Origin of the sequence: Streptomyces sp. NPDC050388 (assembly GCF_040655635.1) — a bacterium.
Classification (GTDB): domain Bacteria; phylum Actinomycetota; class Actinomycetes; order Streptomycetales; family Streptomycetaceae; genus Streptomyces.
The window spans coordinates 20,743-46,518 of sequence record NZ_JBFAKH010000048.1 but is presented as its reverse complement, the minus strand read 5'-3'; the positions used below and the strand labels follow the sequence as shown (position 1 = coordinate 46,518).

The following is a 25,776-nucleotide window of genomic DNA, read 5'->3' as shown; positions in this document are numbered from 1 at the left end:
GATCGTGCCGCACGCCCCGGCAGCCCCGGTAGCGCTTTCCCTGAACGTGGTCTTGCTCGCACACGAGCCCGAGCGAACGGAAGCGGGCCGCCTCCCGCGATGGGGAAGCGGCCCGCCGAGGCACTCACGGTGCGTGGGTTCAGTCCCGCGCCTCCGCCAGCAGCTTCTGGATCCGGCTCACGCCCTCCACCAGGTCCTCGTCGCCCAGCGCGTAGGACAGCCGCAGGTACCCCGGGGTGCCGAAGGCCTCGCCGGGTACGACCGCGACCTCGACCTCCTCCAGGATGAGCGCGGCCAGTTCGACGGAGTTCTGCGGCCGCTTGCCCCGGATCTCCTTGCCGATCAGGGCCTTCACCGACGGGTAGGCGTAGAACGCGCCCTCGGGCTCCGGGCAGACCACGCCGTCGATCTCGTTGAGCATCCGCACGATGGTCCGGCGTCGGCGGTCGAAGGCCTCACGCATCGTGGCGACCGCGTCCAGGGAGCCGGAGACCGCGGCCAGCGCCGCCACCTGGGCGACGTTCGACACGTTCGACGTGGCGTGGGACTGCAGGTTGGTCGCCGCCTTCACGACGTCCTTCGGACCGATGATCCAGCCCACCCGCCAGCCGGTCATCGCGTACGTCTTGGCGACGCCGTTGACCACGATGCACTTGTCCCGCAGCTCGGGCAGGACGGCGGGCAGCGAGGTGAAAGTGGCGTCACCGTAGACCAGGTGCTCGTAGATCTCGTCGGTCAGCACCCACAGCCCGTGCTCGACCGCCCAGCGGCCGATCGCCTCGGCGTCCTCGGCGCTGTAGACCGCTCCGGTCGGGTTCGAGGGGGAGACGAACAGGACGACCTTGGTCTTCTCCGTCCGCGCGGCCTCCAGCTGCTCCACGCTGACCCGGTAGCCGGTCGTCTCGTCGGCGACGACCTCGACCGGGACACCGCCGGCCAGCCGGATCGACTCCGGGTACGTCGTCCAGTACGGCGCCGGGACGATGACCTCGTCGCCCGGGTCGAGGATCGCGGCGAAGGCCTCGTAGATGGCCTGCTTGCCGCCGTTGGTGACGAGAACCTGGGCGGGGTCCACCTCGTAGCCGGAGTCGCGCAGCGTCTTCGCGGCGATCGCGGCCTTCAGTTCGGGCAGCCCGCCGGCCGGCGTGTACCGGTGGTACTTCGGGTTCCTGCACGCCTCGATGGCGGCGTCGACGATGTAGTCCGGGGTCGGGAAGTCGGGTTCACCGGCGCCGAAGCCGATCACCGGACGTCCGGCGGCCTTGAGGGCCTTGGCCTTGGCGTCCACGGCGAGGGTGGCGGACTCGGAGATCGCACCGATCCGGGCGGAGACCCGGCGCTCGGTGGGAGGGGTTGCAGCGCTCATGAACCCATCGTTCCAGACTGGAAACCCGTCCGGCACGGGGGTTTCACAGACTGAACAAGTACCGGCAAACCGTTGAACACCAGTCCGTATTCGCTCTTCCGGAGTCCCGCGGCCTGGACGATCTTGCATCGGAAGACCCGTCACGGGCGCTTTCTGTTCGACGCCCGGCGCCGGAACACGTACACTCACACCTCGTTGGCCTTCGCCGGCCGCGCTCGCCGGGTGCACACCAAGCATCCGTGTGAATGCGGTACGTTGGGGGACACACAAAGGGTCGTAGCTCAATTGGTAGAGCACTGGTCTCCAAAACCAGCGGTTGGGGGTTCGAGTCCCTCCGGCCCTGCTGCACACACCTCAGCCAGGATGTGTACGCATGTACGTACAGCAATGCATCGCCGTGCGGCTCATACCGGGCGCGGCACGGCCACGACCCGGAATCAGGTGAGGACGAGTGACGGACGCCGTGGGCTCCATCGACATGCCTGATGCCGAGGACGAGACGCCGGATGCCAGGAAGAAGAACCGCAAGGGCGGCAAGCGGGCCAAGAAGGGCCCCCTGAAGCGTCTGGCGCTCTTCTACCGGCAGATCGTGGCGGAGCTTCGCAAGGTTGTCTGGCCGACACGTAACCAGCTGTCGTCGTACACCACCGCAGTGATCATCTTCGTGATCGTCATGATCGGCCTGGTCACCTTGTTCGACTACGGTTTCGGTCACGCCGCCAAGTACGTCTTCGGCTGAGCCGCCAGCGAAGAGCGCCGAGGTACCCGGCGCTCATTTTCGCGTGTTCCACCCCTATGTATCCAGGAAGAAGCAGCCACCGTGTCTGACCCGAACGTGAACGACGCCGTTGAGCCTCGCGGCGAAGGGGCCGAGTCCGTCGAGGACGAGCTCGACGCCGTCGAGGTCGAGGCTGCCGACGCCGCGGACGAGACCGAGGAGCTCGGGGAGCCCGGGGAGGCGGCCGACGGGACCGCCGAGGCCGGGGAAGCCGCCGAAGAGGCCGAGGAAGTCGAGGACGTCCGCGACCCGGTCGAGCAGCTCCGCGAGGAACTGCGGACGCTGCCCGGCGAGTGGTACGTCATCCACACCTACGCGGGCTACGAGAAGCGCGTGAAGGCCAACCTGGAGCAGCGGGCCGTCTCGCTCAACGTCGAGGACCTCATCTACCAGGCCGAGGTGCCCGAGGAAGAGATCGTCCAGATCAAGAACGGTGAGCGCAAGACGGTCAAGCAGAACAAGCTGCCCGGCTACGTCCTGGTCCGCATGGACCTCACCGACCAGTCCTGGGGCGCGGTGCGTCACACGCCGGGTGTCACGGGCTTCGTCGGTGACGCCTTCAACCCGTACCCGCTGACCCTGGACGAGATCGTCAAGATGCTCGCGCCGGAGGCCGAGGAGAAGGCCGCCCGTGAGGCCGCCGAGGCCGAGGGCAAGCCGGTTCCGCAGCGCAAGGTCGAGGTCCAGGTGCTGGACTTCGAGGTCGGCGACTCGGTCACCGTCACCGACGGCCCGTTCGCCACGCTCCAGGCGACCATCAACGAGATCAACCCGGACTCCAAGAAGGTCAAGGGCCTGGTGGAGATCTTCGGCCGCGAGACGCCGGTCGAGCTCTCCTTCGACCAGATCCAGAAGAACTGACCCACCCCGAACCGCCGGCTCTGCCGGCTCCGCTGGGCAGAGTTCAGGACAAATGCTTCCGCGCAGGTCAGGCGAACGCTCAGGCGCCCGCCTGACCTGCTCGGTTTTTGGCCGCACATCCATACCCGCTATCGTTGTGCGGTATGCCTGCGTCCGGGCTGGTCCCGTCGCGCAGGCAGGACCCGAATGGAAAGGACCCGGAGAGCCATGCCTCCCAAGAAGAAGAAGGTCACGGGGCTCATCAAGCTCCAGATCCAGGCCGGTGCCGCCAACCCGGCTCCGCCGGTCGGCCCCGCGCTGGGTCAGCACGGCGTCAACATCATGGAGTTCTGCAAGGCCTACAACGCCGCGACCGAGTCGCAGCGTGGCTGGGTCATCCCGGTGGAGATCACGGTCTACGAGGACCGTTCCTTCACCTTCATCACCAAGACCCCGCCGGCCGCGAAGATGATCCTCAAGGCCGCGGGCGTGGAGAAGGGCTCCGGCGAGCCGCACAAGACCAAGGTCGCGAAGATCACGCGTGACCAGGTCCGCGAGATCGCCACCACCAAGATGCCCGACCTCAACGCCAACGACCTGGACGCCGCCGAGAAGATCATCGCCGGCACCGCCCGTTCCATGGGCGTCACGGTCGAGGGCTGACCTCCACCCCCGCAAGCCAGGCAGAAGTGTGGAAGGGCCCGCTCGGCCCGGACCACGACTCCTAAGAACCCACAGGAGCTTTAAGTGAGCAAGCGCAGCAAGTCTCTCCGCGCTGCGGACGCCAAGATCGACCGGGAGAAGCAGTACGCCCCGCTCGAGGCCGTCCGTCTCGCCAAGGAGACCTCCACGTCCAAGTTCGACGGCACCGTCGAGGTCGCCTTCCGTCTGGGTGTCGACCCGCGCAAGGCCGACCAGATGGTCCGTGGCACCGTGAACCTCCCGCACGGCACCGGCAAGACCGCCCGGGTCCTGGTCTTCGCGACCGGCGACCGTGCCGAGGCCGCGCGTGCCGCGGGCGCCGACATCGTCGGCGCCGACGAACTGATCGACGAGGTGTCGAAGGGCCGTCTGGACTTCGACGCCGTCGTCGCCACCCCGGACCTCATGGGCAAGGTCGGCCGCCTCGGCCGCGTGCTCGGTCCCCGTGGTCTCATGCCGAACCCCAAGACCGGCACCGTGACCCCGGACGTCGCCAAGGCTGTCAACGACATCAAGGGCGGCAAGATCGAGTTCCGCGTCGACAAGCACTCGAACCTGCACTTCATCATCGGCAAGACGTCCTTCGACGAGACCAAGCTGGTGGAGAACTACGGTGCCGCGCTGGACGAGATCCTCCGTCTGAAGCCGTCCGCCGCGAAGGGCCGCTACATCAAGAAGGCCTCGATGACGACCACGATGGGCCCGGGCATTCCGCTCGACCCGAACCGCACCCGCAACCTCCTCGTCGAGGAGGACCCGGCGGCGGTCTGAGCCTGAGGGCTCGTCCCGACCGGTCACGGGCCCCGGGCCCGCAGCGTCCCTGCTGCGGGCCCGGGGCCCGTTCCGGTTCCGGCACGTGTGCCGGGTGGTCTGCGCTACGGTTCGGCCAGGGGGTTCGCACGGGAGAGGGCGGGGGCGCGTACGGGTGGGACCGGGACCGATGACGATCACGACCGTGCGCCGTACGGGCCTGGTGCTCGCGGCGTCGCTCGCGCTCACGGCGCTGACCACGCTGACCGCGATCTCCGCCTGCACCTCCTCGACCGCCTCCGGCTCCTTCGGCTTCTTCGGCCCTTCTGGTTCCGCCGACCCCTCCGGCGGCCGTGGTGCCGGCGCCGGACAGCGGGACGAGGCGTCGCGCCTGCGGTCCGTCGCGGCGCTGCGGTCCGCCGAGCGCTCCACCGCCGGCGCGGGCTCCGCCCGCGTGGAGTCCACCACGGCCATGGGCTCGCTGATGTCCATGACGGCCGACGGCACCCTCGCCTGGGGCGACGACCTCATCGGCGCCCTGACCATCACCTACACGGACGGCGCGGTGGCCGACGCCATGCGTCGCCTCGGCAGCGCGTCGATGGAGGCCCGCTACCTGCCCGACGCCTACTACGCGCGCATGGGCGACACGTTCGCCGCGCGGACGGGCGGCGGGCACTGGCTCCGGTACGGCCACGACGACCTGGAGGACATCGCAGGCGGCGGAGCCGCCGGTCTCGGTGACCAGATCCGCGGCTTCACGCCCCAGCGGTGCGTGAAGCTGCTGCTGGCCTCCGGCGACGTGCGGAAGGTCGGTGAGGAACAGGTGCGGGGCACGCCCGCCACGCGCTACTCCGGCACGGTGGAACCGGCCCGTCTGAAGATCCGGAACCCGGGCCCAGGGACGGAGCGGTCGGCCGAACTGGCGGATCTCAAGGAGCAGTTGATCAGGTCCGGGGTCACCACCCAGACGGTGGACGTCTGGGTCGACGACCGGGATCTGCTGGTCAAGAAGGTGGAGCGGGCGGAGACGGCGACAGGTCGGCTCACCCAGACCGCGTACTACGCCGACTACGGCGTGCAGGTGACGACCGAGGCTCCCCCCGTCGCCGACACCCAGGACGCCACGAACGTGCTGGACGGCCGGCGTGCCGCCCCCTGAGCCGCCGCCCGCACCCCTTGCCAAGGCCCTCCGGCAGAACTCGAAGGCCGCTGTCAGAGGTGTGGGATAGGGTCAAAATCCTTGTTGTACAAGCCATGTGTTCCCTGGGGGGAACCGAGGACCTGGGGGGATTCGATGAGAACTTCCATACCTGCCGCCGGACTCACCGCGCTCGTTCTTGCGGCCGGCGCGGTCGGCTGTTCCAGTGGCTCCGAGGAGTCGCCCGAGATGACGCCGGCGGCGGCCGTGGCCAAGGCGGCGAAGAACACCGAGGACATCACGTCCTTCCGGTACACGATGACCGGTGAGGTCCCGGCGCAGGGCAAGATCGAGGCCGAGGCCTCGATGCGGGTCAAGCCCGATGTCGCCATGAGCATGCAGATGACGGCGCCCGGCGCGGGTACGCAGGGCAAGGTGGAGATCCGGCTCGTCGACAAGGCCATGTACATCGGCGGCGGCGCCGAGATGGCCAAGGAGATGGACGGCAAGAGCTGGATGAAGTTCGACATGGCCGAGCTCGGCGCCGACGCGGAGCTGAACGAGCTCGGCGCCCCCGGCCAGGCCGAGCAGAACCCGGCCACCGAGTCCACCTTCCTCACCGGCGCCAAGGACGTGAAGAAGGTCGGCACCGAGAAGATCGACGGGGTCGAGACCACCCACTACTCGGGCACCGTCACCCTCGACGACCTGCGCGACTCGCTCAAGGGCAAGGACGCCAAGGCCGCCGAGACCGGTGAGAAGAGCATCGAGCAGTACGAGAAGATGGGCGTCGAATCGCTCACGATGGACATGTGGGTCGACAGTGAGGACCACACCAAGCAGTTCCGGATGCGCGGTGACGCCACCCAGGGTCCGCTGGACATGACCATCAAGTTCCTCGACGTCAACAAGCCGGTGACGGTCGAGGCCCCGCCGGCCGAGGAGACCGCCGACCTGGCCGAGATGATGAAGGAAGCCGAGCAGGGCTGACCGGCCCGGACTGGACCGGTCGGCTGGTCCCGGGAACGGATTTGCCTCGCGGCGATCCGTTCCCGTACTCTCCTGAAGAAGCCAAAGACCGCTGGTTGTTGCCGTGCCCTCGTCAGAGAGTGCGGTGGCCGAAGGATCCGCTGAACTGCGGACGACCCGCGCAGGTGACAGTGGAAGAGTTCCCGGAATTCGCTGCCGCGAGGATGCGAATCACCGGTTGAGCCTCGCCCCGTGCGCCTGCGCCCGGGGCGTTTCGTTTTTCCCAGTCCTCCTTCGGGTCCGCGCGGTCCGAATCACCCGGAAGGAGGCCGAGGCTCTATGGCGAGGCCCGACAAGGCTGCTGCGGTTGCCGAGCTGACGGACAAGTTCCGCAGCTCCAACGCCGCCGTGCTGACCGAGTACCGCGGTCTCACCGTGGCGCAGCTCAAGACGCTGCGTCGTTCGCTCGGTGAGAACGCCCAGTACGCCGTGGTGAAGAACACGCTGACCAAGATTGCGGCCAACGAGGCCGGGATCACGCTGGACGACCAGCTCTTCGCTGGTCCGACGGCGGTCGCCTTCGTCACCGGTGACCCGGTGGAGTCGGCGAAGGGTCTCCGTGACTTCGCCAAGGAAAACCCGAATCTCGTCATCAAGGGCGGTGTCCTTGACGGCAAGGCGCTGTCCGCCGACGAGATCAAGAAGCTCGCGGACCTCGAGTCCCGCGAGGTTCTGCTCTCCAAGCTGGCCGGTGCCTTCAAGGGCAAGCAGTCCCAGGCTGCTCAGCTCTTCCAGGCGCTGCCGTCGAAGCTCGTCCGCACCGTGGACGCGCTCCGTGCCAAGCAGGACGAGCAGGGCGGTGCCGAGTAATTCGGCTCGCTTTCCGATCCTCGCCGCATGAGGTGAGGGTCGATGCGGGCCCGACGTACGCCCGCCTCACCCAGTACATCCGGCACCTGCCGATTTAGTGGAAGGACCGCCATCATGGCGAAGCTCACCCAGGACGAGCTGCTGGCCCAGTTCGAGGGCATGACCCTCATCGAGCTCTCCGAGTTCGTGAAGGCCTTCGAGGAGAAGTTCGACGTCACCGCCGCCGCCGCGACCGTGGCCGTCGCGGGCCCGGCCCAGGGTGGCCCGGCCGCCCCGGCCGAGGAGGAGAAGGACGAGTTCGACGTCATCCTCACCGGCGCCGGCGACAAGAAGATCCAGGTCATCAAGGTCGTGCGCGAGCTGACCTCCCTCGGCCTGAAGGAGGCCAAGGACCTGGTCGACGGTGCGCCGAAGCCCGTCGTCGAGAAGGTCAACAAGGAAGCCGCCGACAAGGCCAAGGAGGCCCTCGAGGGCGCCGGCGCCTCCGTCGAGGTCAAGTAAGACCTTCCGGGTCCGACAGGACTCCAGCGGCCCGGCTGAGCCGGATCCGCACCGCGTCCAGCAGGACGTGTAACGCGTAAGCGTCGAGGAGCGATCATCCATCCGGGTGGTCGCTCCTCGGTGTGTCCGGGGCCCGGCGGCGGCTGCCTTGCCCCTGGGACGGCGGGGGGTATGGTGATCTTCGATGCGGCCCTCCGCGGGCCGCGAAGAGTCGCCTGTTGAGAGGCGGTTCGAGCAAGGGGGGCCTTGACGAACCGCACGCAGCGCGCAATTCTCAGGACGCGTCGTCACAAGGATCCGAATCCGAGGCATGGATCGACGGCGAAGAGGGCAGTATCACGGTGCGTCGAGGGCACGACCGTGCCGCAGGAGTTGAGAACAACGAGGGCCTCTGAGGGTCTCGAAAACCCGCGCTGGACATCAGTGTGCCAAGTGGCTACACTGACCCTTTGCGCTGCCTGTTAGCTGTCCCCTGCCCGTCACCAGGGGTCTGCCCTCACTTGAGCACAGACGATCAGACCTCTCCGACCTGGCCTTTCCCGGTCGGACGGAGAAGCGTCCGACATCGTGTCCCGTGGGGGGCCGGCACGCGCGTAGTGAGTCCGAGCCCTCGGAAGGACCCCCTCTTGGCCGCCTCGCGCAATGCCTCGACCGCGAATACGAACAACGCCGCCAGCACCGCCCCGCTGCGCATCTCCTTTGCAAAGATCAAGGAGCCCCTCGAGGTTCCGAACCTTCTCGCGCTGCAGACCGAGAGCTTCGACTGGCTGCTCGGCAACGACGCCTGGAAGGCTCGCGTCGAGGCCGCTCTGGAGAACGGTCAGGACGTCCCCACCAAGTCCGGTCTGGAGGAGATCTTCGAGGAGATCTCCCCGATCGAGGACTTCTCCGGGTCGATGTCGCTGACCTTCCGCGATCACCGCTTCGAGCCGCCGAAGAACTCCATCGACGAGTGCAAGGACCGTGACTTCACATACGCGGCGCCGCTCTTCGTCACCGCCGAGTTCACCAACAACGAGACCGGCGAGATCAAGTCCCAGACCGTCTTCATGGGCGACTTCCCGCTCATGACGAACAAGGGCACCTTCGTCATCAACGGCACCGAGCGTGTCGTGGTGTCGCAGCTGGTCCGTTCGCCGGGTGTCTACTTCGACTCCAGCATCGACAAGACGTCCGACAAGGACATCTTCTCGGCCAAGATCATCCCGTCCCGGGGTGCCTGGCTGGAGATGGAGATCGACAAGCGCGACATGGTCGGCGTCCGCGTCGACCGCAAGCGCAAGCAGTCCGTCACCGTCCTGCTCAAGGCGCTCGGCTGGACCACCGAGCAGATCCTCGAGGAGTTCGGCGAGTACGAGTCCATGCGCGCCACCCTGGAGAAGGACCACACCCAGGGCCAGGACGACGCGCTGCTCGACATCTACCGCAAGCTGCGTCCGGGCGAGCCCCCCACCCGCGAGGCCGCGCAGACGCTGCTCGAGAACCTCTACTTCAACCCCAAGCGCTACGACCTGGCCAAGGTCGGCCGCTACAAGGTCAACAAGAAGCTGGGTGCCGACGCGCCGCTCGACGCGGGCGTGCTGACCGTCGAGGACGTCATCTCGACGATCAAGTACCTGGTGAAGCTGCACGCCGGTGAGATCGAGACCGTCGGCGACAGCGGCCAGACCATCGTCGTCGAGACGGACGACATCGACCACTTCGGCAACCGGCGCCTGCGCAGCGTCGGCGAGCTCATCCAGAACCAGGTCCGCACGGGTCTGGCCCGGATGGAGCGCGTCGTGCGTGAGCGCATGACCACGCAGGACGTCGAGGCGATCACGCCGCAGACCCTGATCAACATCCGGCCGGTCGTCGCCTCCATCAAGGAGTTCTTCGGCACCAGCCAGCTGTCCCAGTTCATGGACCAGAACAACCCGCTGTCCGGGCTGACGCACAAGCGTCGTCTGTCCGCGCTCGGCCCGGGTGGTCTCTCCCGTGAGCGGGCCGGCTTCGAGGTCCGTGACGTGCACCCCTCGCACTACGGCCGCATGTGCCCGATCGAGACGCCCGAAGGCCCGAACATCGGTCTGATCGGCTCGCTCGCCTCCTACGGCCGGGTCAACGCGTTCGGTTTCGTCGAGACCCCCTACCGCAATGTGAGCGACGGCCAGGTCACCGACGACGTCGACTATCTGACCGCAGACGAGGAGGACCGCTTCGTCATCGCGCAGGCCAACTCGCCGCTCACCGACGACCTGCAGTTCGCCGAGTCCCGCGTGCTGGTCCGCCGCAAGGGCGGCGAGGTCGACTACGTCAGCCCCGACGAGGTCGACTACATGGACGTCTCGCCGCGCCAGATGGTGTCGGTCGCGACCGCCATGATCCCCTTCCTCGAGCATGACGACGCCAACCGTGCCCTCATGGGCGCGAACATGATGCGTCAGGCCGTGCCGCTGATCAGGTCCGAGGCCCCGCTCGTCGGCACCGGCATGGAGTACCGCTCCGCCGCCGACGCCGGTGACGTGGTCAAGGCCGAGAAGTCGGGTGTGGTCCAGGAGGTCTCCGCGGACTACATCACCACCACCAACGACGACGGCACGTACATCACGTACCGCCTGGCCAAGTTCGCCCGCTCCAACCAGGGCACCTCGGTCAACCAGAAGGTCATCGTCAACGAGGGCGACCGCGTCGTCGAGGGCCAGGTCCTCGCCGACGGTCCGGCCACCGAGAACGGCGAGATGGCGCTCGGCAAGAACCTGCTGGTCGCGTTCATGCCGTGGGAGGGTCACAACTACGAGGACGCGATCATCCTGTCGCAGCGCCTCGTGCAGGACGACGTCCTCTCCTCGATCCACATCGAGGAGCACGAGGTCGACGCCCGTGACACCAAGCTCGGCCCCGAGGAGATCACCCGGGACATCCCGAACGTCTCCGAGGAGGTCCTCGCCGACCTCGACGAGCGCGGCATCATCCGCATCGGTGCCGAGGTCGTCGCCGGCGACATCCTCGTCGGCAAGGTCACGCCCAAGGGCGAGACCGAGCTGACCCCCGAGGAGCGCCTGCTGCGCGCGATCTTCGGTGAGAAGGCCCGTGAGGTCCGCGACACCTCGCTGAAGGTGCCGCACGGCGAGATCGGCAAGATCATCGGCGTGCGCGTCTTCGACCGCGAGGAGGGCGACGAGCTTCCCCCCGGTGTGAACCAGCTGGTGCGCGTCTACGTCGCGCAGAAGCGCAAGATCACCGACGGTGACAAGCTCGCCGGCCGCCACGGCAACAAGGGCGTCATCTCGAAGATCCTGCCGATCGAGGACATGCCGTTCCTGGAGGACGGCACCCCGGTCGACATCATCCTCAACCCGCTGGGTGTGCCGTCCCGAATGAACCCGGGGCAGGTACTGGAGATCCACCTCGGCTGGCTCGCCAGTCGCGGCTGGGACGTCTCCGGCCTCGCCGAGGAATGGGCCGAGCGTCTGCGGGCCATCGGCGCCGACCGCGTCGAGCCCGGCACCAACGTCGCCACCCCGGTCTTCGACGGTGCGCGCGAGGACGAGCTGGCCGGTCTGCTGCAGCACACCATCCCGAACCGCGACGGCGAGCGCATGGTGCTCCCGAGCGGTAAGGCGCGGCTGTTCGACGGCCGCTCCGGTGAGCCGTTCCCGGAGCCGATCTCGGTCGGCTACATGTACATCCTCAAGCTGCACCACCTGGTCGACGACAAGCTGCACGCCCGCTCGACCGGTCCGTACTCGATGATCACCCAGCAGCCGCTGGGCGGTAAGGCCCAGTTCGGTGGCCAGCGCTTCGGCGAGATGGAGGTGTGGGCGCTGGAGGCGTACGGCGCCGCGTACGCCCTCCAGGAGCTGCTGACCATCAAGTCCGACGACGTCACCGGCCGTGTGAAGGTCTACGAGGCCATCGTCAAGGGCGAGAACATCCCCGAGCCGGGCATCCCCGAGTCCTTCAAGGTCCTCATCAAGGAGATGCAGTCCCTGTGCCTGAACGTGGAGGTGCTGTCCAGCGACGGCATGTCCATCGAGATGCGTGACACCGACGAGGACGTCTTCCGCGCTGCGGAGGAGCTCGGCATCGACCTGTCCCGGCGCGAGCCGAGCAGCGTCGAAGAGGTCTGACGGGAGTTTCGGTCCGGAGGTTCAGCGATGAAGATCCCTGAACCTCCGGCCGGCCCCAGGACCCCCGTTTCAGACCCCACGACTTACGACCCTGAGAGGGATTGACGCATAGTGCTCGACGTCAACTTCTTCGACGAGCTCCGGATCGGCCTGGCCACCGCTGACGACATCCGTCAGTGGAGCCACGGCGAGGTCAAGAAGCCCGAGACCATCAACTACCGCACCCTCAAGCCGGAAAAGGACGGGCTCTTCTGCGAGAAGATCTTCGGTCCGACCCGGGACTGGGAGTGCTACTGCGGCAAGTACAAGCGCGTCCGTTTCAAGGGCATCATCTGTGAGCGCTGTGGCGTCGAGGTCACGCGCGCCAAGGTGCGCCGTGAGCGGATGGGCCACATCGAGCTGGCCGCGCCCGTCACGCACATCTGGTATTTCAAGGGCGTTCCGTCGCGCCTCGGCTACCTGCTCGACCTCGCCCCGAAGGACCTGGAGAAGGTCATCTACTTCGCGGCGTACATGATCACGTACGTCGACGAGGAGCGCCGCACCCGCGACCTGCCCTCGCTGGAGGCGCACGTCTCCGTCGAGCGCCAGCAGGTGGAGAACCGTCGCGACGCCGACCTGGAGGCCCGCGCCAAGAAGCTCGAGACCGACCTGGCCGAGCTCGAGGCCGAGGGCGCCAAGGCCGACGTGCGCCGCAAGGTGCGCGAGGGCGCCGAGCGTGAGATGAAGCAGCTGCGCGACCGCGCGCAGCGCGAGATCGACCGTCTCGACGAGGTGTGGAACCGGTTCAAGAGCCTCAAGGTCCAGGACCTCGAGGGCGACGAACTGCTCTACCGCGAGCTGCGTGACCGCTTCGGCACGTACTTCGACGGCTCGATGGGTGCCGCGGCGCTGCAGAAGCGTCTGGAATCCTTCGACCTCGAGGAGGAGGCCGAGCGCCTCCGCGAGATCATCCGCACCGGCAAGGGCCAGAAGAAGACCCGCGCGCTCAAGCGCCTCAAGGTCGTCTCCGCGTTCCTGCAGACCAGCAACAGCCCCAAGGGCATGGTGCTGGACTGCGTGCCGGTCATCCCGCCGGACCTGCGTCCGATGGTGCAGCTGGACGGTGGCCGCTTCGCGACCTCCGACCTGAACGACCTGTATCGCCGCGTGATCAACCGCAACAACCGCCTGAAGCGGCTTCTCGACCTCGGCGCGCCCGAGATCATCGTGAACAACGAGAAGCGCATGCTCCAGGAGGCCGTCGACGCGCTCTTCGACAACGGCCGTCGTGGCCGTCCGGTGACGGGCCCCGGCAACCGTCCGCTGAAGTCGCTGTCCGACATGCTCAAGGGCAAGCAGGGCCGCTTCCGTCAGAACCTGCTCGGCAAGCGCGTGGACTACTCCGCGCGTTCCGTGATCGTCGTCGGTCCGCAGCTGAAGCTGCACCAGTGCGGTCTGCCGAAGGCGATGGCGCTGGAGCTGTTCAAGCCGTTCGTGATGAAGCGTCTGGTCGACCTGAACCACGCGCAGAACATCAAGAGCGCCAAGCGCATGGTCGAGCGCGGCCGCACGGTCGTGTACGACGTCCTCGAAGAGGTCATCGCGGAGCACCCGGTTCTGCTGAACCGTGCGCCCACGCTGCACCGCCTCGGCATCCAGGCCTTCGAGCCGCAGCTGGTCGAGGGCAAGGCCATTCAGATCCACCCGCTCGTCTGCACCGCGTTCAACGCGGACTTCGACGGTGACCAGATGGCCGTGCACCTGCCGCTGTCCGCGGAGGCGCAGGCCGAGGCCCGCATCCTGATGCTGTCCTCGAACAACATCCTCAAGCCGGCCGACGGCCGTCCGGTGACGATGCCGACCCAGGACATGGTCCTCGGTCTGTTCTTCCTCACCACCGACGGCGAGATGCGCGAGCTCAAGGGCGAGGAGCGTTCCTTCTCCTCGGTCGCCGAGGCGATCATGGCCTTCGACGCGGGCGAGCTGTCGCTCCAGTCGAAGATCGACGTCCGCTTCCCGGTCGGCACCATCCCGCCGCGCAGCTGGACGCCGCCGGCGCGTGAAGCGGATGAGCCGGAGTGGCAGCAGGGTGACAGCTTCCGGCTGAGCACCACCCTGGGCCGTGCGCTCTTCAACGAGCTGCTGCCCGAGGACTACCCGTTCGTCGACTACGAGGTCGGCAAGAAGCAGCTCTCCGAAATCGTCAACGACCTCGCCGAGCGCTACCCGAAGGTCATCGTGGCGGCGACGCTCGACAACCTGAAGGCGGCCGGCTTCCACTGGGCGACCCGTTCCGGCGTCACCGTCGCCATCTCCGACGTCGTCGTTCCCGAGGCGAAGAAGGCGATCGTCCACGGCTACGAGGCGCAGGACGAGAAGGTCCAGAAGCAGTACGAGCGCGGTCTGATCACCAAGGACGAGCGCACGCAGGAGCTCATCGCGATCTGGACCAAGGCGACCAACGAGGTCGCCGAGGCGATGAACGACAACTTCCCGAAGACCAACCCGATCTTCATGATGGTGAACTCGGGCGCACGAGGCAACATGATGCAGATGCGTCAGATCGCCGGTATGCGTGGTCTGGTGTCGAACGCGAAGAACGAGACGATCCCGCGGCCCATCAAGGCCTCGTTCCGTGAGGGTCTGTCCGTGCTGGAGTACTTCATCTCCACGCACGGTGCCCGTAAGGGTCTGGCGGACACCGCCCTGCGTACCGCCGACTCGGGTTACCTCACCCGTCGTCTGGTCGACGTCTCCCAGGACGTCATCATCCGCGAGGAGGACTGCGGCACCGACCGCGGTCTGAAGCTGCGGATCGCCACGCGGGAGGCCGACGGCACCCTGCGCAAGGCGGACGACGTCGAGACCAGCGTCTACGCCCGCATGCTCGCCGAGGACGTCGTCATCGACGGCAAGGTGATCGCGCCGGCCAACGTCGACCTCGGTGACGTGCTCATCGAGCAGCTGGTGCACCACGGCGTCGAGCAGGTCAAGACCCGTTCGATCCTGACCTGCGAGTCCGCCGTCGGCACCTGCGCCATGTGCTACGGCCGTTCGCTGGCCACCGGCAAGCTGGTCGACATCGGTGAGGCGGTCGGCATCATCGCCGCCCAGTCCATCGGTGAGCCCGGCACCCAGCTGACGATGCGTACCTTCCACACCGGTGGTGTGGCCGGTGACGACATCACCCAGGGTCTGCCGCGTGTCGTCGAGCTCTTCGAGGCCCGTACCCCGAAGGGTGTCGCCCCGATCTCCGAGGCCGCCGGCCGCGTCCGGATCGAGGAGACCGAGAAGACGAAGAAGATCGTCGTCACCCCGGACGACGGCAGCGACGAGACGGCGTTCCCGATCTCGAAGCGCGCCCGTCTGCTGGTCGGCGAGGGCGATCACGTCGAGGTGGGCCAGAAGCTCACCGTGGGTGCCACCAACCCGCACGACGTGCTGCGCATCCTGGGTCAGCGGGCCGTCCAGGTCCACCTGGTCGGCGAGGTCCAGAAGGTCTACAACTCGCAGGGCGTGTCGATCCACGACAAGCACATCGAGATCATCATCCGGCAGATGCTCCGCCGCGTGACGATCATCGAGTCCGGCGACGCCGAACTGCTGCCCGGCGAGCTGGTCGAGCGCTCGAAGTTCGAGACCGAGAACCGTCGTGTGGTCCAGGAGGGCGGTCACCCGGCCTCCGGTCGTCCGCAGCTGATGGGTATCACCAAGGCCTCGCTGGCGACCGAGTCGTGGCTGTCGGCGGCGTCCTTCCAGGAGACGACCAGGGTCCTCACGGACGCGGCGATCAACGCCAAGTCCGACTCCCTGATCGGCCTCAAGGAGAACGTCATCATCGGTAAGCTCATCCCGGCCGGTACGGGCCTGTCCCGTTACCGCAACATCCGGGTCGAGCCGACCGAGGAGGCCAAGGCCGCGATGTACTCGGCCGTCGGCTACGACGACATCGACTACTCGCCGTTCGGCACGGGCTCCGGCCAGGCCGTTCCGCTGGAGGACTACGACTACGGTCCGTACAACCAGTAGGCGGGTCGGCTGAAGTACCGCAGGGCGGTCACCCCGGGCACAATGGGGTGGCCGCCCTGCGGCGTTCCGCGATCCGTATCCGTGAGCTGTACGAGTGACCCGTACCGGTGACCTGTACCGGTTTCGTGACGCGTAGCCCGTGCTGTAAGGCTTTGCGTGGGCGCATGATGGAATGACGTGTGCAGTCGGGGGAGGTACCTGGTGTCGCAGTCGCCGTATCCGTCGTGGCAGCCCTGGCAGGGGCGAGGCGCTCCACAGCCGTGGGGCGGACCGGGAGGGCCGCAGCAGGGCGGGCCCCCGATGCTGGCCTCGCACGCGGACCGGGAGCGCACCGTGGACGTGCTCCGGGCCGGGTACGCGGAGGGCCGTCTGGAGCAGCAGGAGCTCGAGCGGCGGGTGGCGCGGGCCTACCAGGCCCGTACGGTGGCGGATCTCTCGCTGCTGGTGGCCGATCTGCCGCAGGGCCCCGTGCCGCAGACCGCGGTGGTGCAGCAGCACGCCGTCCCCATGGCGCCGGCGACGTTCCTGCCCCGGCAGAAGACCAATGAGAAGGCGATCGGGTCCATGGTGTGCGGGGTGCTGTGCCTGGCGACGGGCGGGGTGACCGGCATCCCGGCCGTGGTGCTGGGGCACATGGCCCGTACGGAGATCCGGCGCTCGGGGGAGCAGGGGGACGGGCTCGCGGTGGCCGGGCTGGTGCTCGGCTGGCTGTCCGTGGCCGGCTGGGCCGCTTTCCTGTTCCTGTTGGTCATGTTCGGTATCGCGGCGGTGTGACGCCCGGGAGAACGGAAAGGGGCCGGAGCCACCCTTTCGAAGATCATTCCCTTTCCCGGGCTTCACTCGCTCCGCGCGGAGGCGGGGTGACGGCCCATTTGTTTTGACCGCAGCCAATGCTATAGGTACGCTCAGACCTTGTGCCTGGGGTGTGCCCTGGCCTCCGCGTGTGCCGTCAGACCGCGCCGGGGGCTGTGAACGGCCACCGCGATCATGCGCTTCTTTCTGCCTTGCGGCGGGAGTCCGCGGGATTCGACACACCCGACCGCGTGGGTCGGTGACGTTCCAGGTTAGCTGTACCTATCGGCACACAGAAACCGGAGAAGTAGTGCCTACGATCCAGCAGCTGGTCCGTAAGGGCCGGCAGGACAAGGTCGAGAAGAACAAGACGCCCGCACTCGAGGGCTCCCCTCAGCGTCGTGGCGTCTGCACGCGTGTGTTCACCACCACCCCGAAGAAGCCGAACTCGGCCCTCCGTAAGGTCGCGCGTGTGCGTCTGACCAGCGGTATCGAGGTCACTGCTTACATTCCGGGTGAGGGGCACAACCTGCAGGAGCACTCCATCGTGCTCGTGCGCGGCGGCCGTGTGAAGGACCTGCCGGGTGTTCGCTACAAGATCATCCGTGGCTCCCTCGACACCCAGGGTGTCAAGAACCGCAAGCAGGCCCGCAGCCGTTACGGCGCCAAGAAGGAGAAGTAAGAATGCCTCGTAAGGGCCCCGCCCCGAAGCGCCCGGTCATCATCGACCCGGTCTACGGTTCTCCTCTGGTGACCTCCCTGATCAACAAGGTGCTGCTGAACGGCAAGCGCTCCACCGCCGAGCGCATCGTCTACGGCGCCATGGAGGGCCTTCGCGAGAAGACCGGCAACGACCCGGTCATCACGCTGAAGCGCGCTCTCGAGAACATCAAGCCGACCCTCGAGGTCAAGTCCCGCCGTGTCGGTGGCGCCACCTACCAGGTGCCGGTCGAGGTCAAGCCCGGCCGCGCCAACACCCTGGCGCTGCGCTGGCTGGTCGGTTACTCCCGCGCCCGTCGCGAGAAGACCATGACCGAGCGTCTGCTCAACGAGCTCCTCGACGCCAGCAACGGCCTCGGTGCCGCTGTGAAGAAGCGCGAGGACACGCACAAGATGGCCGAGTCCAACAAGGCCTTCGCGCACTACCGCTGGTAGTCGCTACCCACATCGAGACCGAGAGAAGACTGAAGCCTTATGGCTACCACTTCACTTGACCTGGCCAAGGTCCGCAACATCGGGATCATGGCCCACATCGACGCGGGCAAGACGACCACCACCGAGCGGATCCTGTTCTACACCGGCGTGTCGTACAAGCTTGGCGAGACCCACGAGGGTTCCGCCACGATGGACTGGATGGAGCAGGAGCAGGAGCGTGGCATCACGATCACCTCTGCTGCGACGACCTGTCACTGGCCGCTCGAGGACAACGACTACACGATCAACATCATCGACACCCCGGGGCACGTCGACTTCACCGTAGAGGTGGAGCGTTCCCTGCGCGTGCTCGACGGTGCCGTGACCGTGTTCGACGGTGTCGCCGGTGTCGAGCCGCAGTCCGAGACGGTGTGGCGTCAGGCCGACCGTTACGGCGTGCCGCGTATCTGCTTCGTCAACAAGCTGGACCGTACCGGCGCGGACTTCCACCGCTGCGTCGGCATGATCAAGGACCGCCTGGGTGCGCAGCCGTTGGTCATGCAGCTGCCGATCGGCGCCGAGGCCGACTTCCACGGCGTCGTGGACCTGGTCCGCATGAAGGCGCTCGTGTGGTCCGCCGAGGCCGCCAAGGGCGAGATGTACGACGTCGTCGACATCCCGGCCACGCACGTCGAGGCCGCCGAGGAGTGGCACGGCAAGCTGGTCGAGGCCGTCGCGGAGAACGACGAAGAGATCATGGAGCTGTACCTGGAGGGCCAGGAGCCCACCCAGGAGCAGCTGCACGCCGCGATCCGTCGCATCACCATCGCGTCCGGCAAGTCCACCGACACCACCATCACCCCGGTGTTCTGCGGCACCGCGTTCAAGAACAAGGGCGTCCAGCCCCTGCTCGACGCGGTGGTGCGCTACCTCCCGACCCCGCTCGACATCGAGGCCATCGAGGGCCACGACGTCAAGAACCCCGAGGTCGTGATCACGCGCAAGCCGTCCGTGGACGAGCCGCTGTCGGCCCTCGCGTTCAAGATCGCGAGCGACCCGCACCTCGGCAAGCTCACCTACGTCCGGGTCTACTCGGGCCGCCTGGTGTCCGGCACCGCCGTGCTGAACTCCGTCAAGGGCAAGAGGGAGCGCATCGGCAAGATCTACCGCATGCACGCCAACAAGCGTGAGGAGATCGAGTCGGTGACCGCCGGCGACATCGTCGCCGTCATGGGCCTGAAGCAGACCACCACCGGTGAGACGCTGTCCGACGACAAGCAGCCGGTGATCCTGGAGTCCATGGACTTCCCGGCGCCGGTCATCCAGGTCGCCATCGAGCCCAAGTCGAAGGGCGACCAGGAGAAGCTGGGCGTCGCGATCCAGCGCCTGGCCGAGGAGGACCCGTCCTTCCAGGTCCACTCGGACGAGGAGACCGGCCAGACCATCATCGGCGGTATGGGCGAGCTGCACCTCGAGGTGCTGGTCGACCGTATGCGCCGTGAGTTCAAGGTCGAGGCCAACGTCGGCAAGCCGCAGGTCGCCTACCGCGAGACGATCCGCAAGGCCGTCGAACGCGTGGACTACACCCACAAGAAGCAGACCGGTGGTACCGGTCAGTTCGCCAAGGTGCAGATCGCGATCGAGCCCATCGAGGGCGGCGACGCCTCGTACGAGTTCGTGAACAAGGTGACCGGTGGCCGTGTGCCGAAGGAGTACATCCCTTCGGTGGACGCCGGTGCGCAGGAGGCCATGCAGTTCGGTATCCTCGCCGGCTACGAGATGACGGGCGTCCGCGTCACGCTTCTCGACGGTGGCTACCACGAGGTGGACTCCTCCGAGCTCGCGTTCAAGATCGCCGGTTCGCAGGCCTTCAAGGAGGCCGCGCGCAAGGCTTCGCCCGTGCTCCTCGAGCCGATGATGGCCGTCGAGGTCACCACGCCCGAGGACTACATGGGTGAGGTCATCGGCGACATCAACTCCCGCCGTGGCCAGATCCAGGCCATGGAGGAGCGGGCCGGTGCTCGCGTCGTGAAGGGCCTCGTGCCCCTTTCGGAGATGTTCGGCTACGTCGGGGACCTCCGCAGCAAGACGTCGGGTCGCGCAAGCTACTCGATGCAGTTCGACTCCTACGCCGAGGTTCCGCGGAACGTCGCCGAGGAGATCATCGCGAAGGCCAAGGGCGAGTAACGGACTCCGTTCACACGCTTTAGGCTTGACCCCGGAGCCTGCTTGGGGCATTCCGCCGCAAACCCGGTGGAATGCCCCCGGCCCCGGGCTTTCCAGCAAAGATCACCTGGCGCCGATGAGTAAGGCGTACAGAACCACTCCACAGGAGGACCCCAGTGGCGAAGGCGAAGTTCGAGCGGACTAAGCCGCACGTCAACATCGGCACCATCGGTCACATCGACCACGGTAAGACGACCCTCACGGCCGCCATTACCAAGGTGCTGCACGACGCGTACCCGGACCTGAACGAGGCCTCGGCCTTCGACATGATCGACAAGGCGCCCGAAGAGCGCCAGCGTGGTATCACGATCTCGATCTCGCACGTCGAGTACCAGACCGAGCAGCGTCACTACGCCCACGTTGACTGCCCCGGTCACGCGGACTACATCAAGAACATGATCACGGGTGCCGCCCAGATGGACGGCGCCATCCTCGTGGTCGCCGCCACCGACGGCCCGATGCCGCAGACCAAGGAGCACGTGCTCCTGGCCCGCCAGGTCGGCGTTCCGTACATCGTCGTCGCCCTGAACAAGGCCGACATGGTGGACGACGAGGAGATCCTGGAGCTCGTCGAGCTCGAGGTCCGTGAGCTCCTCTCCGAGTACGAGTTCCCGGGCGACGACGTTCCCGTCGTCAAGGTCTCCGCTCTGAAGGCCCTCGAGGGCGACAAGGAGTGGGGCAACACCGTCCTCGAGCTGATGAAGGCCGTGGACGAGTCGATCCCGGCTCCCGAGCGTGACGTCGACAAGCCGTTCCTGATGCCGATCGAGGACGTCTTCACGATCACCGGTCGCGGTACGGTCGTCACCGGCCGTATCGAGCGTGGTGTCCTCAAGGTCAACGAGACCGTCGACATCATCGGCATCAAGCCGGAGAAGACCACCACCACGGTCACCGGCATCGAGATGTTCCGCAAGCTGCTCGACGAGGGCCAGGCCGGTGAGAACGTCGGTCTGCTGCTCCGCGGCATCAAGCGCGAGGACGTCGAGCGCGGCCAGGTCATCATCAAGCCCGGTTCGGTCACCCCGCACACCGAGTTCGAGGCCCAGGCCTACATCCTGTCGAAGGACGAGGGTGGCCGTCACACCCCCTTCTTCAACAACTACCGCCCGCAGTTCTACTTCCGTACGACGGACGTGACCGGCGTCGTGACCCTCCCCGAGGGCACCGAGATGGTCATGCCGGGTGACAACACCGAGATGAAGGTGGAGCTCATCCAGCCCATCGCCATGGAAGAGGGCCTGAAGTTCGCCATCCGCGAGGGTGGCCGGACCGTGGGCGCCGGCCAGGTCACCAAGATCAACAAGTAAGCTCCGGCTGCTTGCTGATCCGACCTGGTAGCTCCACCGCGAGCACCTGAGAGGGCCCGCACGACTTCGGTCGTGCGGGCCTTTTCGTGTTGCAGGGGCCGATGGTGTCAACCTCCATGTCCTGCCTGTCACTCGAACGCGGGAAGGATTGGCATATGCGCGCCGTAGATACGGCATCCCCCCGGTCCTCCTCGTCGTCTGCGCGGACCGGTCCACCGCGACCTGTGGGCGGCCCGGCAGGTGGACATCGGCCCGCCGCAGTGGCCCTCGCTCACCCTGCGCCCTCTGGTCCTGGGGCCGGACAGTCTGCCGGTGATCGCCAGCCCCGACGAGGCCGCTCGCGACATTCCGCTCACGGTCCTGTCGGCGGCTCTGCACCGCCGGGATCCGGGCGCCGATGCCATACTGAATGCGCTGGCAAAGGCACTGAAGGGCTTGTCGGCCGACGACGAGGACACCGCGGGCACCTTCATCGAACTCACCGAACAAGGCCTCGGCAAGACGCCGGCCGCGGATCTCTGGAAGCACCTGATGGCTGTCGACCTCTCTTTCTTCCAGTCGGAGACTGCACAGAGGCTTCGGGCGGAGGGCCGGGTCGAGGGCCGGGCAGAGGACATTCTGCGGCTGCTCGACGGCCGGGGCATCGAGGTGTCCGCGGAGGAGCGGGAGCGTATTGCCGGGTGCGGTGATCTGGCCACGTTGGAGGTCTGGTTCACCCGGGCGATCACGGCCACGTCGGCGGCGGAGGTCTTCGAGGGGGGTAAGGCGGGCTGAGCCGGTTCGGCGGTGCGGCAGCGATGTGTCGGGAAGGGTGGTCATTCGCGGATGCCCGCGAGTTCCACCGCGTGGCGCCGTAGGGCCAGGCCGGCCGGGGCGACGGACGCGAGTGCCGCGAGGAACGCGCAGGCGCCGACGACCGCGCCGATCGTAGGCCACGGCAGCACGGGTGTGGGGCGCACCGGGAGCAGGCCCAGCGCCGCCCGCCTCCCGGTCAGGTCGAGCGCGGCGACGGCCAGTCCCAGGAGCGCTCCGACCGCGACGACCAGCAGCGACTCGGCGCGCACCAGCCGCAGTACCTGCCCGTTGGTGACCCCGGCCAGTCGCAGCACCGCCAGGTCACGGACCCGGTCGGAGGTGGCCGTCACCATCGTGTTGACCAGGGAGATGCCGGTGTGGAGCAGGGCGATGCCGAGCACCGGCAGAAGGCCGGGTCGGGTCGAACGGTTGGTCTCCGGACAGGTGGCCGCGACCCACTCGTCCTCGCCGAGCACCTGACCGCCTGCCGACCGCACCATCTCGCGCAGCCCGGCGGCCACGGCCCCGATGCGGGCCTCTTCGCATGACCGTCAAAGATGGCCCGCGTGGGTCACCGGACCTTCGTCCTCCGGAAAAGGACGATCGTCCAGGCGGTGGCGCAGACGAAGAGCACCGCGTGGACCCAGGGCGCCGAGCCGCCGCTGTCGGAGTCCAGCAAGGTGAGGGTGAACAGCACGGCGAAGACGGCCATGGAGGAGAGGGCGCCGAGGAACTGGTGGCGGGTCCGCTGGACGGCCCGGCCCGGGCCGTCGGTCAGGTCCATGGCGTAGACCTCCACCTGGCCGAGTTCCTGCTGGGCGCCGCGTCCGGTGGCCGCCAGGTGTTCCCGTGCCTCGGTCACATGCCGCTGTGCGGTGCGCAGGGGGAGGCCGTGCCGCCCGTGCAGCAACTCGCCCAGTCGGCGCAGCCATTGCTCGTCATCGAGCCGTCGGCCTTCACCGGGGGAGAACCACCGGTTCACCGCCTGTGCGGGTATGGCCAGCCCGAGGGCGCCGAGCAGTACCCCGCACCCTGCTGCCGCGATCGGGGGGAACGGGAAGGGGTGCGCGTCCCGGATCGCGGGGAGGGCCGCGAGGTGGACGCCGACCGCGGTGATGACGCCGGCGACGGCGCCGTGGAGCCAGGCGGTCCGGGTCCGCCCCGCCGCGCGCAGGGCGGGGAAGACCGCGAAGCCGACGGCCACGAACACGGACGTGGAGAGGGACAGGAGGAGAGCCGAGGCGCCGGACAGTTCCTCACCGTTGAACGTGCCCACCGCGGCCATGATCAGGACGGCGATGCCTCCGGCCACCATGCCCTGCCGGAAATGCGTGGCCGGTGTCCTGCCCTCGAAGTCGCGTGTGCTGCGGTGCCCGGCGTCGACCCGTTCGGTGGCCACCCTGGCGGCGTACTCCTCGGCGGGGCCGAAGAGTTCCTCCGCCCGCTGTCCCGTCTCGGTGACCGCCTCGGCGACCTCCTCCAGCACACGGTTCACCAGCTCGCGCGGCACGCTGTGCACGAGGGTGAGTTCCAGTTCCAGCTTGTCGGTCCAGGCGTCCCGGTCGCTGTGACCCGGCCGGGTACCGGCGGCGGCCTTCGTCATCGGTCCTTCTCCTGTTCGTGAGGTGTGGTGGGGTCGGCCGGGAACGCCGCCACCGTGTCGACCGCCGTGCGGAACTCCTGCCATGCCTGGCGCTCCCGTGCCAGCCGATCCCGCCCCGCATCGGTCAGCCGGTAGTACTTCCGGCCGGGGCCGCCTTCTCCCGGGGCCCAGCGGACCTCGACCGCACCGTCGTCGGCGAGCCGCGTCAGTGCCGGGTACAGCACGGCGCCCTTGACCGTGCCGAGTCCCGATTCCTCGAGCTGTTGGAGCAGCGCGTACCCGTAACTCTCTCCGCGCTCCAGCGTGGCCAGAAGGCACAGCGGCAGGACGGCGCGGAGCCATGCGGGCTGGATGTCGCCCATGCATCGACCTCTTCTTGATCAAGACTAGTCTGAAATTCAGAATAGTCGGGTGTCAAGAGTATGCGGGGGAAGGGAGCCGGGAGCGGGGCTCCGTTGCGGGCGGTCGGCTCAGCGAGGCGATCGACTGTGAGGAAACGGGGCGCCAGAAGACGTGGCGGCTGCTTTGCGCCAGGGGTCAGAGGCAGGAGTCCGGGGCCAAGTGAGGCAGGGCGCCGGTCGCGGCTGACCGGTATGGCGTGGTGGTGCTCGAAAGTGTGAATTGTTCGTGTGGCTCATCGGGGGACCCTGTCGCGATCTAGCGTGATTTGTGGCGGATCGACTACGTGAGGTGACTGTCCGTCGGCTGTCCGGTGCTGTCCGGGCCGTCGGGGCGGTTGGTGCGGGTAGGGCGTCGCGGTGCGACGCGGGACGACGAAGGGGCGCGGCATGACAGTGGACGGCGAGGCGGTACGGCTCAGGAGCGAGGCGGACGAGCCGGGTGGGGAGGCCGATCCGGACGACGAGTGGGGAGTCGCGGTGATCACGACCGTCGGACGGCAACTGAAGCTGCGCCGCGAGGCGGTGGGGATGCGGGTCGCCGAGTTCGGGGCGGCGGCGGGGTACGGGGACGACCTGGTGTACAAGATCGAGGGCGGCAAGCGGATCCCTCGGTAGGAGTATCTGGACAGGGCCGACGAGGTGTTGGGCGCGGGCGGGCTCACCGCAGCGGCCTGGGAGGACGTCAAGAAGGTCCGGTATCCCAAGAGCGTGAGGGCGTTGGCCGAGCTGGAGGCCAAGGCGGTCGAGCTCGGGGTGTATGTCGGGCTCAGCATTCATGGCCTGTTGCAGACACCGGGGCATGCACGCGCCTTGTTCGAAGTGTGGCAGCCGCCGTACTCGGAAGAGGAGGTGGAGCACCTGGTCGCTGCACGCATGGCACGCAGGTCGATCTTCGAGCGTTCCCCGGCTCCGGCTCTCAGCTTCGTCCTGGAAGAGGCGACTCTGCGGCGACGCGTTGGAGGCACAATGGTGTGGCGTCAGCAGCTCGAACATCTGCTGGAGGTGGCGCGGTTGCGTAACGTCACGTTTCAGGTGATGCCGACGAGCGCGGGGGCTCACCCCGGGCTGGACGGCAGGATCGAGGTGCTGAAGTTCGCCGACGGCACGGCGGCGGGCCGCTCCGACGGTGCTTTCAGCGGTCGGCCGACTTTCGATCCGAAGCAGCTGCGGATCCTTGAACTGCGGTATGGGACGATCCGGGCGCAGGCTCTCACCCCACGGGAGTCGCTGGCCTTCATCGAGCAAGTACTGGGAGAGACATGATTCGCAAGGCTTCTGCCGGGAACGTCTCTGAACTGGTCTGGTTCAAGAGCAGCTACAGCGACGGCCCGGACGGCAACTCCTGTGTCGAGGTCGCGACAGCGCCCCGTGCCGTGCACGTCCGTGACTCCAAGAACCTGGGAGGCCCTCAGCTCGCGGTCGCCCTTGAGGTGTGGGCGGGATTCGTGGCGTACGCATCGGGAAGCTGACCGGCG

Annotated in this window: 21 protein-coding genes, 1 tRNA gene and 1 pseudogene; 19 read left to right on the top strand and 4 right to left on the bottom strand. The window is 67.5% G+C overall.

Annotated elements, in window-relative coordinates; all coding sequences use genetic code 11:
• Nucleotides 1-139: 139 nt before the first annotated feature.
• Nucleotides 140-1,366, bottom strand: a complete 1,227-nt coding sequence (locus AB0I73_RS25630; RefSeq protein ID WP_363041013.1) for a pyridoxal phosphate-dependent aminotransferase — start codon at nt 1,364-1,366, stop codon at nt 140-142.
• Between the two features lie 270 nt (nt 1,367-1,636).
• Here AB0I73_RS25630 and AB0I73_RS25625 point away from each other — a divergent pair.
• From AB0I73_RS25625 to AB0I73_RS25545, 17 genes are all read left to right on the top strand, one after another.
• A tRNA-Trp gene (locus AB0I73_RS25625) sits at nt 1,637-1,709 on the top strand.
• Between the two features lie 108 nt (nt 1,710-1,817).
• On the top strand, nt 1,818-2,105 hold the full coding sequence (gene secE, locus AB0I73_RS25620; protein WP_109381540.1) for a preprotein translocase subunit SecE: 288 nt from the start codon (nt 1,818-1,820) through the stop codon (nt 2,103-2,105).
• A gap of 81 nt (nt 2,106-2,186) precedes the next feature.
• The gene (gene nusG / locus AB0I73_RS25615) at nt 2,187-3,005 is read left to right on the top strand and encodes a transcription termination/antitermination protein NusG (RefSeq protein ID WP_363041011.1); all 819 of its coding nucleotides are present in this window, start codon (nt 2,187-2,189) and stop codon (nt 3,003-3,005) included.
• Between the two features lie 207 nt (nt 3,006-3,212).
• Nucleotides 3,213-3,647, top strand: a complete 435-nt coding sequence (gene rplK / locus AB0I73_RS25610) for a 50S ribosomal protein L11 (protein WP_006130605.1) — start codon at nt 3,213-3,215, stop codon at nt 3,645-3,647.
• 84 nt (nt 3,648-3,731) lie between these two features.
• Complete coding sequence (gene rplA, locus AB0I73_RS25605) at nt 3,732-4,457, top strand: 50S ribosomal protein L1 (protein WP_202275705.1); 726 nt, start codon at nt 3,732-3,734, stop codon at nt 4,455-4,457.
• 169 nt (nt 4,458-4,626) lie between these two features.
• A complete protein-coding gene (locus AB0I73_RS25600; RefSeq protein WP_363041008.1) occupies nt 4,627-5,598 on the top strand; it encodes a hypothetical protein in 972 nt (323 codons plus the stop codon).
• Between the two features lie 135 nt (nt 5,599-5,733).
• Nucleotides 5,734-6,567, top strand: a complete 834-nt coding sequence (locus AB0I73_RS25595; protein WP_363041006.1) for an LppX_LprAFG lipoprotein — start codon at nt 5,734-5,736, stop codon at nt 6,565-6,567.
• Between the two features lie 318 nt (nt 6,568-6,885).
• A complete protein-coding gene (gene rplJ, locus AB0I73_RS25590; RefSeq protein ID WP_363041004.1) occupies nt 6,886-7,416 on the top strand; it encodes a 50S ribosomal protein L10 in 531 nt (176 codons plus the stop codon).
• A 114-nt stretch (nt 7,417-7,530) separates the two neighbouring features.
• A complete protein-coding gene (gene rplL, locus AB0I73_RS25585) occupies nt 7,531-7,917 on the top strand; it encodes a 50S ribosomal protein L7/L12 (protein WP_363041002.1) in 387 nt (128 codons plus the stop codon).
• Between the two features lie 626 nt (nt 7,918-8,543).
• The gene (rpoB, locus tag AB0I73_RS25580; RefSeq protein ID WP_363041000.1) at nt 8,544-12,029 is read left to right on the top strand and encodes a DNA-directed RNA polymerase subunit beta; all 3,486 of its coding nucleotides are present in this window, start codon (nt 8,544-8,546) and stop codon (nt 12,027-12,029) included.
• A gap of 111 nt (nt 12,030-12,140) precedes the next feature.
• Nucleotides 12,141-16,040: a DNA-directed RNA polymerase subunit beta' gene (locus tag AB0I73_RS25575; protein ID WP_363040998.1), complete on the top strand. Its 3,900-nt coding sequence runs from the start codon at nt 12,141-12,143 to the stop codon at nt 16,038-16,040.
• A 300-nt stretch (nt 16,041-16,340) separates the two neighbouring features.
• Complete coding sequence (locus AB0I73_RS25570; RefSeq protein WP_363040996.1) at nt 16,341-16,814, top strand: DUF1707 and DUF4190 domain-containing protein; 474 nt, start codon at nt 16,341-16,343, stop codon at nt 16,812-16,814.
• A 328-nt stretch (nt 16,815-17,142) separates the two neighbouring features.
• Nucleotides 17,143-17,514: a 30S ribosomal protein S12 gene (gene rpsL / locus AB0I73_RS25565; RefSeq protein ID WP_003948652.1), complete on the top strand. Its 372-nt coding sequence runs from the start codon at nt 17,143-17,145 to the stop codon at nt 17,512-17,514.
• Nucleotides 17,515-17,516: 2 nt separating this feature from the next.
• Nucleotides 17,517-17,987, top strand: a complete 471-nt coding sequence (rpsG, locus tag AB0I73_RS25560; RefSeq protein WP_003998848.1) for a 30S ribosomal protein S7 — start codon at nt 17,517-17,519, stop codon at nt 17,985-17,987.
• 39 nt (nt 17,988-18,026) lie between these two features.
• On the top strand, nt 18,027-20,153 hold the full coding sequence (gene fusA, locus AB0I73_RS25555) for an elongation factor G (protein ID WP_363040994.1): 2,127 nt from the start codon (nt 18,027-18,029) through the stop codon (nt 20,151-20,153).
• Between the two features lie 155 nt (nt 20,154-20,308).
• Nucleotides 20,309-21,502 (top strand): elongation factor Tu, encoded by a 1,194-nt coding sequence (tuf, locus tag AB0I73_RS25550; protein WP_363040992.1) that lies wholly within the window; start codon nt 20,309-20,311, stop codon nt 21,500-21,502.
• A 312-nt stretch (nt 21,503-21,814) separates the two neighbouring features.
• The gene (locus AB0I73_RS25545) at nt 21,815-22,276 is read left to right on the top strand and encodes a hypothetical protein (protein ID WP_363040990.1); all 462 of its coding nucleotides are present in this window, start codon (nt 21,815-21,817) and stop codon (nt 22,274-22,276) included.
• 41 nt (nt 22,277-22,317) lie between these two features.
• Here the strand turns inward: AB0I73_RS25545 and AB0I73_RS25540 are convergent, their stop codons facing one another.
• Genes AB0I73_RS25540 through AB0I73_RS25530 form a run of 3 tightly spaced genes read right to left on the bottom strand, consistent with a single transcriptional unit; the run spans nt 22,318 to nt 24,262 of the window.
• Nucleotides 22,318-22,818 (bottom strand): FtsX-like permease family protein, encoded by a 501-nt coding sequence (locus tag AB0I73_RS25540; protein ID WP_363040988.1) that lies wholly within the window; start codon nt 22,816-22,818, stop codon nt 22,318-22,320.
• A 50-nt stretch (nt 22,819-22,868) separates the two neighbouring features.
• On the bottom strand, nt 22,869-23,900 hold the full coding sequence (locus tag AB0I73_RS25535; protein WP_363040986.1) for a hypothetical protein: 1,032 nt from the start codon (nt 23,898-23,900) through the stop codon (nt 22,869-22,871).
• Nucleotides 23,897-24,262, bottom strand: a complete 366-nt coding sequence (locus tag AB0I73_RS25530; protein WP_363040984.1) for a PadR family transcriptional regulator — start codon at nt 24,260-24,262, stop codon at nt 23,897-23,899. The genes AB0I73_RS25535 and AB0I73_RS25530 overlap by 4 nt, the downstream gene beginning before the upstream one ends.
• Before the next feature lie 426 nt (nt 24,263-24,688).
• Between AB0I73_RS25530 and AB0I73_RS25525 the strand changes: the two are divergent.
• Nucleotides 24,689-25,564: pseudogene (locus AB0I73_RS25525) on the top strand (helix-turn-helix transcriptional regulator).
• On the top strand, nt 25,561-25,770 hold the full coding sequence (locus AB0I73_RS25520) for a DUF397 domain-containing protein (RefSeq protein ID WP_363040982.1): 210 nt from the start codon (nt 25,561-25,563) through the stop codon (nt 25,768-25,770). Before AB0I73_RS25525 ends, AB0I73_RS25520 begins: the two are co-directional and overlap by 4 nt.
• Nucleotides 25,771-25,776 lie beyond the last annotated feature (6 nt).